The following is a 12,192-nucleotide window of genomic DNA, read 5'->3' on the forward strand; positions in this document are numbered from 1 at the left end:
ACCACCCGACTTTTTGCCGAGGCAAGAGCTTGCGACGGCAAATTACCGAACTGTGATCCGCCGTACAAAACGGCGTCAGTGAGCGAAATAGTGCATGCCGCCGTCTACCGGGATCACCGCACCGGTGATATATCGCGCGAGCGGGGAACAAAGAAACGCGGCCAGATAAGCCATGTCTTCCGGCTCGCCAAAATAGCCGATCGGGATATTCTGTTCGATAAATGCCAGGCGCGCGGCGTCGGTCGGGTGCAGTTTTTCACGCACCTGTTCGCTATTAATCCGCCCGGGCTGCAGCGTATTGACGGTAATGCCCTGCGCCGCCACCTCTCCCGCCAGCCCCTTGGCCCACAGATGCAATGCGCCTTTAGCGGCAGTGGCGGCGTTTAAACTACGCGGCTCCATCGAGCCACTGATATTGATGATCCGGCCCCATCCCTGCGCCTGCATGCCGGGCAGCAGTGCGTGGGTGACCCGACGCGCCGGCGTGAAATTCAGGGCAAAAGCCTCTTCCCAACCCGCGTCGCCTTCGTTCAGTGCGGTTGGACGAGCCCCGCCGACGGCATTAATCACAATGTCTATCGTGCCGAAGCGTTGCTGCACCTGAGCAAGCAGGCTGTCGAGTGCTCCTGCATCGGTGATATCCGCCGCAATCACGTAAGGCCGTATGCCACCGCTTTTCGCGATCTCATCTGCCAGGGCCAGCAGGCGATCTTCACGACGGGCGGTCGCCACCACGGTAACGCCCTGCGCTGCAAATACCCTGACCATACCCGCACCGATTCCTTCACTGGCGCCGGTCACCAACGCGACGCGATCCTGCAGTTGCAAATTCATAAGATTACCTTATTTAATAATTCAATCTGGTTTCAAACATAACGGCATTGAATCACACCCCGCTCTGTGTGAATATTCCATAAATTTGCAACAATACTGTGCAGGAATTCACTGATGTTCGATTGGCAGGATTTAAAACACTTTGTGGTGCTGGCGCGTACCGGTTCATTGTCGGCAGCGGCGCGAGAAATGGGCTGTGATCACGCCACCGTGGGCCGCCGAGTCGCGGCACTGGAGAAAGCGCTCGGTCTGCGGCTGATCCTCCGCCTGCCGCGCAGCACACCGCTGACACAGGATGGCAAAATGATTGCCGGGCTGGCTGCCGAGATTGAAAACCAAAGCCACGCCATTGTCCGTCATGCGCGCAGCGCCGGCGAAACACCGCAAACCCAGGTGCGCATCAGTGCACCGCCGTCGATAGCCGCACGGGTTATCGCACCGGAGATTGCGAGATTTCATCAGGCTTTTCCGCATATTACGTTGATACTCTCCGGCGAGTCGGCCATCGCCGAACTGGACCGTGGCGATGCCGAAGTGGCGGTGCGGATGGTACGTCCGCAACAACCGGATCTGCTGGTTCAGCGCATCGGCATGATGCGCTACGCGCTGTACGCCACGCCGCAGCACGCAGCCCTGCCGGAAGCCGCACGGGCCTTTATCGCTTATGACCACCACTACCAACACCAGCCCCACCAGCAGTGGCTGCAGCAGCTGTTGCAGGGCCGCCCGGTGGTTTTTGAGGCCAGCGATCTGTTCTCGCTGCAAGAAGCCGCGCGTTCTGGGCTAGGTGCCGTGGTATTGCCGACGTTTGTCGCCGATAGCGACCCAGATCTGGTGGTTTTACCCACCCCCATCGCCGCGCCAACTCGCGAGCTGTGGCTGGTCACTTATCCCGATCTGGCGCGGTCCGTTGCCGTACGCGCAGTGATGACTTTTCTGGCGGATACCATCGAAAAAAAATGCCCATTGGCGACATAAAACATCAGCAAGGCTAATTGATACTGGACAAAAGTCACGCAGGGGATTATTACTGATCACCGCGTAATTCACTTTAGGGACAGCTGAGATCATGACTTTGCGTACTGAGTTTGGACGAATTCTGATTACCGGCGCGGGCGGCCGGGTCGCTACGGCATTACGTCAGTCCGTTGGCAATCGCTATCAGCTGCGGCTGGCGGAAAGAGACGTCAGCCTGTTGCACAATCTGCAGCCGGACGACGAGATCATCAGTTTTGATATCGCCGATATCGAAGCTTGCCGGGCGGCCTGCGCCAATATCGATACCGTACTGCACCTGGCGGCCGATCCTTCCCCCGATGCCGATTTTTGCAATTCACTGATGGACAACAATATCCTCGGCACCTTCAATATCTTCCGTGCGGCGAAGGACGCCGGTTGCAAACGCGTGGTGTTCGCCAGCAGCGCGCAGGCGGTGGAGGGCTATCCGTTGGATTACCAAATTCGACCGCAGGACGCGCCCAAGCCGAAAAATCTGTACGGGGTCAGCAAAGCGTTTGGCGAGGGCATCGCCGCCTACTTTGCCCATCAGGAGGGGCTGTCTTCGCTGTCGGTACGCATCGCCAACTTCACCACGTTGGCACGCGGTGAACAACTCAGCGCCCGTGATATGAGCGCCTTCCTCAGCCATCGCGACGCCGCCGATCTGCTCGAACGCTGCCTGCGCATTGAAGGCGTGCACCATGCGGTGGTGCACGGCGTTTCCAACAACCGCTATAAGCGCCTGTCGCTGGAGGAAACCACCCGCCTGCTCGGCTACTACCCGCAGGACGATGCCTTCAGCATCCTCGGTTTCGACTAAAGCTTGCTATCGATGCGCTGCAGCAGGTAAGGGAAAAACGGGTTAGAGGCAATGCGCATCAGCGAATCCAGATCGACCACCAGCACCGAACGTTCGCCACGCGCTGCCAGCGTACCCAGGCTGATACCGAACTCGCCGCGCTGAGCCGGGAAGCGGCCATAAAGCGAATCGCTCACCGGGAATGGCAGCGCCACGTGCGACAGCGAATAGATGTCCGCCGGATAGGTCATACCCAGTGGCTGTACGCTTTGCGTCGTTTCTCCGGCCGCTGTCACACTGGCAATGGCTTCGCTACTCTCGGGCGAGGCGTTGGCAATCACCGTGGTTTGATAACGGCGCGGCGGCGCAGGCAACAGTTGGCTGACCGCCGCCGCCGCATTGGGTCGCAGCAAGGGCCCAAAATTTATCGTACGATTGACGTCAAACAGCACCAGTTCGCTGCCGTTAGCCGGCAATTCATTATATAACGCGCGGATCACCGCCCGCGTACTGACGGTCGAATCCATTACCGACTGGAAGGTCAGCACCGGCGCCAACTTGTCCAGCTTGCCGTCACGCGCCGCCCGAGCGATTTGCTGTTGCAGACCGTTGCTGAGCAGGTAAGACTGACGCGCGCCGTTCACCGGAAATGAATTGTATTTGAAGGGGTTAAACTCCGGCAGGACGCCGAGCCAGGCCGCTTTGGCAAACGCCGGAAACACCGCCGGCCAGCCGGCAATACCGGCGAAACGGGCAAAACTGGTCACGCCAATCATCGGTGAGATCAACACCAACCGCTGCGGCGCCGCCAACTGCGGATCGTCCAGCGCATCCAACGCATACTTCATCGCCAGCGCACCACCGTTGGAAAAGCCCACGATATGCAGCGGCTTGTCGCCTCCGGCCTTGCTGCGCGCCTCGCGCACGGCTAAACGCGTTGCCGCCAGCCAGTCGCGCCATTCAATATCGGTCAGTGCCCCCGGCACCGTACCGTGCGCCGGCAGGCGAATACCTACCGCCACATACCCCTGCTGCCGGTAGTTTTCGGCGATATGCCGCAGGCTATAAGGCGAATCTGTCAGGCCGTGCAGCAGCACCACCGCACCACGGGGTTCGCCCTGCGGCAGCAATTCGTAGGAGCGGTTCCAGTCGTGGGCAAAATGTTCCGGGTAGACCGGGCTGCCGTCAAAATAGCGGTTGAGCGGAATGCGTTCGCTGGCGGAGAGTTTGTCCGTGACGTTAACTTTCACCTCGTCAAACACCCGGCTCTCTGCGGCCAGATAACCTTGCCAGTTGGTTTTATCCAGCTCGGCGGCCGACAACTCGTGCGGCACAAAAGTATGCCAAGGCTCCAACGCAGGGCCGCGCTGAGTATCGTAAACCCGCACCGCAAACAGCGTGAGCAAGACGGTGACGCCCACTATCGTCAGTCGTTTGGTCCATTTAATTATCGCCCTGGAAGGCATGCTCACTCCTGAATTCACGGTTATCCAGCAGCGATTATAGAAGCTAAACGCCCGCAGGGGCAGCTCACTGACCGCCAACTTCTACCCGCCTATTTTTAGAGCCTGCTCACAGAACGCGCATTTCCCGGCCTTTTTCACGGATAAAAATTGATCTGCCAACCGAATGTTTGTAGGTTTTCTGTAACGATACACTAAAACGTTACAGTTAAAGATTAAGACACAAAGTATCGTCCCGTTCCCCCTGTCCCTACCGCATTGCCCAGCAGGGGAATCATCTTCACCACCAGCATCGCAGGCTGTCTGCGATCGGGAGCCAGGCTCATGAAATCAATGACATGCCGCTTAACGCTGCGCCTGTTTATCACGTTGTTATTTATGCTGTTTACCCTGCCGCTGCGCGCCAACGCCGCCGAAGTCAACCTGCGGGTTTATTCATCGTTACCCGACGATGGCTACTCCGCACACGCTATCTGGTTCAACCGTTTCAAACAGAATTTGGAGCAGCGTCTGCCGGGTAAAATTGCCCTCAACTATTTCCCGAACGGCATGCTCGGAAAAGAAGCCGATGCGGTGCAGCAGGTGCGCATCGGCGCGATCGACATGATGATCTCCGGGACTTCCATCTGGGCCACGCTGGTGCCGGAGATCGGCGTGTTGGATCTGGGTTATCTGTTTAATGACAACCAACAACTGGGCCGGGCGCTCGACGGCCAGGCAGGCCAACTGCTGAGCGCCATGTTGGCCAAACAGAGCAATATCAAGGTGCTGGGTTACGGTTTCAGCCTGGGGGCGCGCAACATTTACAGTAAAAAACCGCTGCAGTCGCCGCAGGATCTTAATCGGATGAAGGTGCGGGTGCTGCCGGCCCCCAATTTCATCGCCACGCTGAAAAGCATGGGCGCTACGGCAATCCCAATGCCCGGCGGTGAGGTTTACTCCGCACTGCAGATGGGAGTGATCGACGGCGTAGAACACGATGCCGCCACGGTGTACACCAGCAAGTATTACGAGATCGCCAAAAACGCCACGCTGACCCGTCATATCTATAACCCGATAGTAGCCACCATCAGCCAGGCGGCTTTCCAGCGCATTCCGCAAGACCTGCGTGACGAGGTGCTGGCCGCGGCCAACGAAGCCACCCTTTATGAACGCAAAATTGCGGCGGAAAAAGAAATTCAGGCCATGGAAAAACTGAAAGCCGCCGGCGTGATTTTCAGCGAAACCGACCGCGACTATTTCCGCCAGCAAACCCTGCCGCTGCAGGCGGCATTTACCGCTAAGTATCCACAGGCCAAAGCGGTGCTGGACGCCATTCATGCCGCAGCGCAGCCGTAACGCGCCCCGGCGGAGGATTTGCTATGACCCTTCCTGTAACCCTTGAAATGAGCGTGAAAAAAGTGGCTATTCTGACGCAGTTAAGCCGCGGCCTGACCCGCTTTACCGCCTGGGGCGGCGCACTGGCACTGCTGGTGAACGTAGTGGTGGTATTCGCTTCAGTCGTCTGGCGCTACGCGCTGCACAGCCCGATCGAATGGGCTGAAGAGGTGGCGCGAGCGCTGATGGTGACGCTGGTGTTCTTCGGCGTCGCCACCTCCACCGGGCGCGGCAGACACATTGGTGTCGATCTGTTTCTGCGCTGGCTACCGGAAGCCACCCGGCCGTATGTGGTGCATGCCAGCCGCTGGGTTTTGGTGTTGGTGGCATTGGGGCTGACGGTATCCAGCTTCAGCCTGGTCGGCATTTCGCTGCCGCAGACCACCGAGCACGGCCTGCCGCAGGCAATTTTCGTGGTGCCGGTATTTATCGGTGCCGCGGTGATGTTGGTCAGCGCGCTCGACCACGCCTGCCAGGCGCCGCTGAAAGTGGTGTTAACCAGCGCCGCCGTTGTCGCGCTGTTGGGTGCCGCGGGCTACCTTAGCTTGCATACTGCCACCGGGCTCAGCTCGCTGCCCGCCGCATTGATGCTGGCCTGCTTTATTCTTGGCATTATCTCCGGCGTGCCGATCGCCTTTACCCTCGGGATGTCGGCGATGGTGTTTTTCCTCAGCGATCCGTCGCTGCCGTTCGTCTTCTTTGCCCAACAGGTCACCGCCGGCGTCGACCATTTCGTGCTGCTGGCGATCCCGTTCTTTCTGTTGGCCGGCGCGGTGATGGAAGTCAACGGCATGTCGTCACGGCTGGTTGAGCTGATCGTGCGCGGCATGGGGCGCTATCGCGGCGGCCTGAACATGACGACGATTTTGTCGATGGCGTTTTTCTCCGGCATTTCCGGTTCCAAGCTGGCGGACGTCGCCACGGTCGGCGGCGTACTGATGCCGGCGGTACGTCGGGCTCGCCAACCTGCCGAAGAGTCTGCCGGGGTATTCGCCGCTTCAGCCATTATGGCGGAGACCATTCCCCCCTGTGTAAACCTGATCGTAATGGGCTTTATCGCCAACATTTCGATTGGCGCGCTGTTTATCGCCGGGCTGATCCCCGCCCTGTGCCTGCTGGTATTGCTGCTGATTGCCGCCGTGATATTCGGCAAACGCATCAACGTCGATGACGCCTACCCGGTACGGATGCCGACGCGCCAACTGTTGATCGGCGCCGCCGTCGGTCTGGTCATGATTTTGATGATCGGCAAGGGGGTGGTGGCCGGCATCGCCACCTCCACGGAGATCTCCGCCTTCGCAGTAGTCTACGCCATCGTGGTCGGACGGTTGGCCTTTGGTGAGCTGACGCTGAAAGCTACCCTGAAGCTGTTTGTCGACACCGCCGCGCTGTCCGGCATGCTGCTGTTTATCGTCGCCTGCGCCACCAGTTTGTCCTTCGCTCTGACCATCGAAATGATCCCGCAGCAGTGCGCACAGCTGCTGGTCGCCATCGGCGCAGACTACGGTCCGTGGCTGTTCCTGCTGCTGTCGATTGTCATCCTGATTATTTTCGGCGCAGTGCTGGAGGGCGCTCCGGCGCTGATTATCTTTGCGCCGATCCTGGTGCCCATCGCCACCCAGCTCGGCTTCAACCCGCTGCACTACGCCATTGTGATGATTCTGGCGATGGGTTTCGGCCTGTTTTCCCCGCCGATCGGCCTGGGGTTGTACACCACCTGCGCCATCTGCGGCGTCCCGATGCAGGACGTGATTAAACCTATGGCCAAATACCTGCTGATCGTGCTGTTCGGCATCATCGTTATCGCGCTATTCCCGGCGCTCTCCACCTGGTTGCCGATGCGGCTGGGCTACTGATTTTCTCAAGCAAGGAGTCACACCATGTTCTCTGATTTAACCGACAAACGCGTATTGATCACCGGTTCCACTGCCGGTATCGGGCTGGCGACCGCCGCCCTGTTCGCCCGGCACGGCGCCAAGGTCGGCATTAACGGCCTGCGCAGTGAGCCACCGGCAGAGATCGCCACCTTCCCCGGTGAATGCGCATTCTTCTCGGCCGATCTGTCTCGATCCGCCGGCTGCGAGGCATTGGTGGAAGCCTTTGTCGCCCGCTTTGGCGGCATCGATATTTTGATCAACAACGCCGGTGGATTGGGCGGTCGCAACGGGCTGGAAGCGATAGACGACGAGTTTTTTGATCGAGTGATGGATTTGAACTGCCGCTCGGCGCTGATGGTGACCAAATTCGCTATCCCTCACCTGCGCGCTTCGGCTCGCGAGAACGGGACGACCGCCAGCGTCATCAGCACCGGCTCCATTGCTGCACGCGAAGGCGGCGGGATCGGCGCCGGGCTGTATGCCAGCGCCAAAGCCTGGTTGCACAATATCCACCGCAACTGGGTGAAGGAGTTCACCCAGGACAATATCCGTTTCAATATCGTGTCGCCAGGCAGCATCGATACCGCTTTCCATCACGGCAAGAGCGACGAAGTGCTGGGTAAAATGCGCGCTTCCATTCCGATGGGCCGCTTTGGCCGCAGCGAAGAGGTGGCGCCCACCTACCTGTTCCTGGCCTCGCATAACTGTAGCGGATATATCACCGGGCAAATTATCGACGTCAACGGCGGTCAACTCGCGCCCTAAGGGTCTGTGACTCACTTTCGGCCGCGTGATAAAGTCGGGGTAATGGGTTAATGCAAAACGGGAATGTGATGGCGAATATACGTGATGTGGCACGTCATGCCGGGGTGTCGGTCAGTACGGTATCCAACGTGCTGAACGGCCGAGTCGATCAGATGCGCAAGGATACGCTGGCCCGTATTGAACAGGCGATGGCGGCGCTGCAATACCAGCCAAACCGCGCCGCGCAGCAGCTTAAAACCGGGCAGGTCAAAATGCTGGGCCTGCTGGTACCGTCCATCGTCAACCCCAGCTTCGCTGCGCTGGTGCGCGAAATTGAGCTGGCGGCCAAGCAAAACTATGGCTATCAGGTGTTGCTGGGCGATACCCATCGCCAACAGGAAGAAGAGATCCGTTTTCTCGACGATCTGCTGGCGTTAGGCATTCGCGGCGTGGTGGTGGCCTCCACGTTTTACGATCGCCCCCATTTTCGCGATGCCCTGAAACGCGGCCTGGTGATGATTAACTACGACGAGCGCACCCTGGCCGCCACTGGCGAGTCGGTGCTGCCGATCGACAGCGTGTCGATGGATAATTGCGCCGCCGGCAGCATGGCGGCACAGCATCTGATCGCCCAAGGCTGCCGCCGTATCGCCTTCGCTACCGCTTCCGGCATGACCAGCAGCCGCGCCAACAAAATTGCCGGTTACCGGCAGGCACTGGAAAACGCAGGGCTGCCGGCCTGGGTGATCGAAGGCAAGGCGCAGTTCGCCTACGGCGATGCTGAAATGGCCGAGTTGGGCAAGACGCTGGCCGAACAAATTTGCCAGAGTGACCCCCGGCCGGACGGCATTGTAGCGCTGAACGACATGTTGGCCATCGGCATGATTTCCTCCTTCCAGCGGCTTGGCGTACGGGTACCGGAAGATATTTCGGTTGTCGGCATCGATAACATGTTTCTGTCCGAGCTGTTTAATCCGGCGCTTAGCTCAGTGGCACCGCCGCTGCGCGAGATGGCGGTGAAAATCGTCGATCGGCTGATTGGTCGGCTGGAAAACCCTGAATTGCCGGTGGAGGAATTTTTATTCGCGCCTAGCCTGGTGCGCCGACAGTCGGTCATTAACACGTAACCTCCTGCGGGGCTACGGCTCCGCTCTCTTCCATACTGAATCCATGCTGCGCTAATGCGCGGCGGGAGCTTCGCTGCGCCCAAAACCGCGGCGGGAGAATAAAAATGAACAATGAATCCTGCGTTTACTGCCATCCAACCAATGAAATCCTGCTGTGGCAAAACCCGCTGTGCCGGGCCATTTTCATTGCCGACAGCCCTTTCCCCGGCTGGTGTCGGGTGGTCTGGCATGAGCATATCGCCGAACTGAGCGATTTGCGTGACGATCAGCGCAACAGCATCATGACCGTGGTCGCTCAGGTTGAAGCGCAACTACGGCAATTGCTGACGCCGGCGAAGATCAATATCGCCAGCCTGGGCACCGCACTGCCCCATTTGCATTGGCATATCATCCCGCGCTACTTCGACGACTCACATTTCCCGGAGCCGGTCTGGAGCCAGGCGCTACGCTCGCCAACGGCGAGAACCGTGCCGGAGAATTTTATTGAATTAATGAGGGAACGGCTGGCGATAACGCTGGGGGAATAACAAAACGCCGGGCATGGCCCGGCGTTTACTACTTAATTAAGGCTTTTCGGCAATCTTGCGCAGGTACTCATTATTTTTAAACGCAATGATGATCATTTCGAAGCAAACGCGGGTGAACACGCCGCCGATAATGATCGCAAACAGGCCGCGGAAGAACTCACCGTAGAACATCGACCCAATCCCGCCAACAATGATGCCCAGCAGGCACAGCCAGTACACGCCGGTGATGATTTTCGGCGTCAGCATCGCATCAAAAAAGAAAATGTTTTTCATTGTAAATCCTTCCTTAGGTCAGTATTTAATTATCCCAGAGGCACCGCATCAGCGCGGCATGCCTTGTTGTCACGCCAGTTATGATAGCGAGTAACGTGACGAAAAGCGCTCAGAAATCAGCAGGCCATTACATAAGGGTTGAGGATGTTTAACAAAATCGGCAACAAAATCCTGGGCGGTTTAGCGGCGTTGCTGCTGCTCAGCCAAAGCGCACTGGCACAGGAAACGCTGATCTTCGTGCGGCACGGGGAGAAACCCGCCAACGACAGCGGGCAGTTAACCTGCAAAGGGCTCAATCGCGCGCTGGCACTGCCGGACGTGCTACTGGACCGCTATGGCAAACCTGATTTTATCTTTGCCGCCGGGCCCAAAGAGAATAAGACCGGCAGTTCGCTGCGAGCGCTGTCGACCATTATGCCCACCGCGGTACGTGTCGGACTGCCGATCGGCATTCAATTCCACGCCGATGACATCGCCGGGCTGCAGCAGGAGCTGCTCAGCGATAAGTACCAAAACTCGCGCATCTTCATCGCCTGGGAGCACAAGAATCTCGATAAGGCAGTGAAGAACATCGTTGCCGCGCGCGGCGGCGACGCCAATTTGGTGCCCGAATGGCCAGGCAGCGACTTCGACAGCATTTTTGTGGTCACGCTGGATCAGGGCAAGGTTTCGTTCCGGCAAGAACGTGAGGGGTTGACTCAGTTGGCGGAGAGCTGCCCTTTCGCGGGGTAATGCCATGCTCCCGTTTCAATTGGCTCTCTGCATCGGGATAGGTAACGACGACGGACAAAGGTAACGGCCGCGTTCAGAGAGTCCACTGCGCTATTTTAATTTATTATATATTGGACTATTTTATAAACACCCCAACGATTTAATAATAATCAATTAAGACTACTCATCAACATATATATAAATAAAATAGTGCAATGGAAATGATATAAATTATTTATATATCGAAACAAACAATGGCTAAATATCTTTAAATTTAAAAAATCAACTCCAGCATTCACTAATATCAAACTAATGTCTTGTATTTCACTTATGGGATTGAATATCTACAGGAACCTGTAAATATCTTTATTAGCGGTGCTAGGGTAGCGCCGCACTGATTAAGGAAAGATCATGATGACCAGATCCCCCCTTGGTACTACTGCTTCAACAGGGCAAAAATGCCCGGAAAGCGGCGTTTGGAAGGTAGTGGGCACACCATCAACCACCGCCCCCATCGCGAAAGGTAATACCATGCCGCCCTACAATAATAAGGCGGCTACCTGGAAGTTAACCCAGTACGCCTAAGCCTTAAGTTATAAGCCGCCGCTTCGGGGCGGCTTTATTGCTGATGTTCAAGCCAACAAAGAAAGTCCATCATTCGCTCGGTAAACTCAGCGTCATTAGCGTTATTGATAGCATGTGCCAGCAGATGATTTATTTCTGAAGCCTTATCAGGATGCCGCGCTAATAATTGCTCGGCATAATCATCAAGCGCTATCGGCCAAAACAGGCTATCAGGATCACGCAGCATATTAGTTGCTCTGATCAGCTTTCTGGCCGCTTCGCGTTTGAGTCGTTGCAGCTCAGCAACCCGAGACCCGCCCGAGATTTTCACACCATAATCTTCCAGCACGGTGCGCAGATCGGCATTTACCGCCCGCGCAATACGACGATCTGGCCGGAACAGTGGCAATGCGTTGCTTACGTCATTTCCCCAAAGACAGCGGCAATGGTGTTTCAACCAATAGCCCCAGCTATAGCGATTGGCGGGATTTAGCGCTTCATCGAGGGTGCCAATATCAAAATCCACCTTGCTGACTATCGTCTGATGTTGCTGGAAATCCTCACGCCATTGCTCAATAAGCGCCAATTCAGCGTCAGTAGCCCGCCGACTCAGCAACAAGGTGATATCCAAATCAGACTCCCCCGGTGTCGCTTGTCCGCGTGCCACACTGCCATAGAGATAAATACAGTGGATCAAGTCGGGGAAATGGCTCGGCAAGCCTGCGACCAACGCTGTCAGCACAGGCGTGAACGCATCCTGCAATGAGAAGTCGGTTACCGTGGGGATAAAGCCATCGCGGCAGAAGGTCATTGGCTGCTCCGAAGGGGTTTACGCTGGAGAGTGGCATCACAGGAGTGATAAAATGACGCCAATTGATTGATTTTGATGTATTTTAT

The 12,192-nt window shown here is 57.2% G+C and carries 12 protein-coding genes; 8 read left to right on the forward strand and 4 right to left on the reverse strand.

Annotated features, from left to right (window positions below):
• Positions 1–75: 75 nt before the first annotated feature.
• The gene (locus tag M2407_RS23080) at positions 76–834 is read right to left on the reverse strand and encodes an SDR family NAD(P)-dependent oxidoreductase (RefSeq protein ID WP_046374774.1); all 759 of its coding nucleotides are present in this window, start codon (positions 832–834) and stop codon (positions 76–78) included.
• 114 nt (positions 835–948) lie between these two features.
• Here M2407_RS23080 and M2407_RS23085 point away from each other — a divergent pair, with 114 nt between their 5' ends.
• Positions 949–1,812 carry a LysR family transcriptional regulator gene (locus M2407_RS23085; RefSeq protein ID WP_128864812.1) on the forward strand — a complete coding sequence of 288 codons (864 nt, stop codon included), beginning with the start codon at positions 949–951 and terminating at the stop codon, positions 1,810–1,812.
• Between the two features lie 91 nt (positions 1,813–1,903).
• Positions 1,904–2,653 carry an NAD(P)-dependent oxidoreductase gene (locus M2407_RS23090; RefSeq protein WP_259220009.1) on the forward strand — a complete coding sequence of 250 codons (750 nt, stop codon included), beginning with the start codon at positions 1,904–1,906 and terminating at the stop codon, positions 2,651–2,653.
• Here the strand turns inward: M2407_RS23090 and M2407_RS23095 are convergent.
• Complete coding sequence (locus tag M2407_RS23095) at positions 2,650–4,098, reverse strand: carboxylesterase (RefSeq protein WP_116691480.1); 1,449 nt, start codon at positions 4,096–4,098, stop codon at positions 2,650–2,652. The two genes, M2407_RS23090 and M2407_RS23095, sit on opposite strands and share 4 nt — an antisense overlap.
• Before the next feature lie 321 nt (positions 4,099–4,419).
• Between M2407_RS23095 and M2407_RS23100 the strand changes: the two genes are divergently transcribed.
• From M2407_RS23100 to M2407_RS23120, 5 genes are all read left to right on the forward strand, one after another.
• Complete coding sequence (locus M2407_RS23100; protein ID WP_259220010.1) at positions 4,420–5,433, forward strand: TRAP transporter substrate-binding protein; 1,014 nt, start codon at positions 4,420–4,422, stop codon at positions 5,431–5,433.
• Between the two features lie 23 nt (positions 5,434–5,456).
• Positions 5,457–7,328 carry a TRAP transporter large permease subunit gene (locus M2407_RS23105; RefSeq protein WP_259220011.1) on the forward strand — a complete coding sequence of 624 codons (1,872 nt, stop codon included), beginning with the start codon at positions 5,457–5,459 and terminating at the stop codon, positions 7,326–7,328.
• Positions 7,329–7,352: 24 nt separating this feature from the next.
• Positions 7,353–8,114, forward strand: a complete 762-nt coding sequence (locus M2407_RS23110; RefSeq protein WP_020824707.1) for an SDR family NAD(P)-dependent oxidoreductase — start codon at positions 7,353–7,355, stop codon at positions 8,112–8,114.
• 68 nt (positions 8,115–8,182) lie between these two features.
• Positions 8,183–9,220: a LacI family DNA-binding transcriptional regulator gene (locus M2407_RS23115; RefSeq protein WP_259220012.1), complete on the forward strand. Its 1,038-nt coding sequence runs from the start codon at positions 8,183–8,185 to the stop codon at positions 9,218–9,220.
• A 104-nt stretch (positions 9,221–9,324) separates the two neighbouring features.
• Positions 9,325–9,747 (forward strand): HIT family protein, encoded by a 423-nt coding sequence (locus M2407_RS23120; protein WP_259220013.1) that lies wholly within the window; start codon positions 9,325–9,327, stop codon positions 9,745–9,747.
• Between the two features lie 36 nt (positions 9,748–9,783).
• On the opposite strand, the gene M2407_RS23125 is transcribed toward M2407_RS23120, so the two are convergent.
• A complete protein-coding gene (locus tag M2407_RS23125; RefSeq protein WP_020824704.1) occupies positions 9,784–10,020 on the reverse strand; it encodes a DUF4282 domain-containing protein in 237 nt (78 codons plus the stop codon).
• A 144-nt stretch (positions 10,021–10,164) separates the two neighbouring features.
• Here M2407_RS23125 and M2407_RS23130 point away from each other — a divergent pair, with 144 nt between their 5' ends.
• Positions 10,165–10,752 carry a histidine phosphatase family protein gene (locus M2407_RS23130; protein WP_130016579.1) on the forward strand — a complete coding sequence of 196 codons (588 nt, stop codon included), beginning with the start codon at positions 10,165–10,167 and terminating at the stop codon, positions 10,750–10,752.
• Between the two features lie 598 nt (positions 10,753–11,350).
• Here M2407_RS23130 and M2407_RS23135 read toward each other — a convergent pair.
• The gene (locus M2407_RS23135; protein WP_259220014.1) at positions 11,351–12,106 is read right to left on the reverse strand and encodes a nucleotidyltransferase domain-containing protein; all 756 of its coding nucleotides are present in this window, start codon (positions 12,104–12,106) and stop codon (positions 11,351–11,353) included.
• Positions 12,107–12,192 lie beyond the last annotated feature (86 nt).

It is taken from the genome of Serratia sp. BIGb0234 (assembly GCF_024809915.1).
Lineage (GTDB): Bacteria > Pseudomonadota > Gammaproteobacteria > Enterobacterales > Enterobacteriaceae > Serratia > Serratia liquefaciens.

Excerpts from the sequence above, each read along its gene's own strand:
- M2407_RS23080 (WP_046374774.1), bottom strand. The coding sequence starts at position 834 with ATGAATTTGCAACTGCAGGATCGCGTCGCGTTGGTGACCGGCGCCAGT.
- M2407_RS23135 (WP_259220014.1), bottom strand. The coding sequence starts at position 12,106 with ATGACCTTCTGCCGCGATGGCTTTATCCCCACGGTAACCGACTTCTCA.
- M2407_RS23095 (WP_116691480.1), bottom strand. The coding sequence starts at position 4,098 with ATGCCTTCCAGGGCGATAATTAAATGGACCAAACGACTGACGATAGTG.
- M2407_RS23085 (WP_128864812.1), top strand. The coding sequence starts at position 949 with ATGTTCGATTGGCAGGATTTAAAACACTTTGTGGTGCTGGCGCGTACC.
- M2407_RS23100 (WP_259220010.1), top strand. The coding sequence starts at position 4,420 with ATGAAATCAATGACATGCCGCTTAACGCTGCGCCTGTTTATCACGTTG.
- M2407_RS23120 (WP_259220013.1), top strand. The coding sequence starts at position 9,325 with ATGAACAATGAATCCTGCGTTTACTGCCATCCAACCAATGAAATCCTG.
- M2407_RS23105 (WP_259220011.1), top strand. The coding sequence starts at position 5,457 with ATGACCCTTCCTGTAACCCTTGAAATGAGCGTGAAAAAAGTGGCTATT.
- M2407_RS23090 (WP_259220009.1), top strand. The coding sequence starts at position 1,904 with ATGACTTTGCGTACTGAGTTTGGACGAATTCTGATTACCGGCGCGGGC.
- M2407_RS23130 (WP_130016579.1), top strand. The coding sequence starts at position 10,165 with ATGTTTAACAAAATCGGCAACAAAATCCTGGGCGGTTTAGCGGCGTTG.
- M2407_RS23115 (WP_259220012.1), top strand. The coding sequence starts at position 8,183 with ATGGCGAATATACGTGATGTGGCACGTCATGCCGGGGTGTCGGTCAGT.
- M2407_RS23110 (WP_020824707.1), top strand. The coding sequence starts at position 7,353 with ATGTTCTCTGATTTAACCGACAAACGCGTATTGATCACCGGTTCCACT.
- M2407_RS23125 (WP_020824704.1), bottom strand. The coding sequence starts at position 10,020 with ATGAAAAACATTTTCTTTTTTGATGCGATGCTGACGCCGAAAATCATC.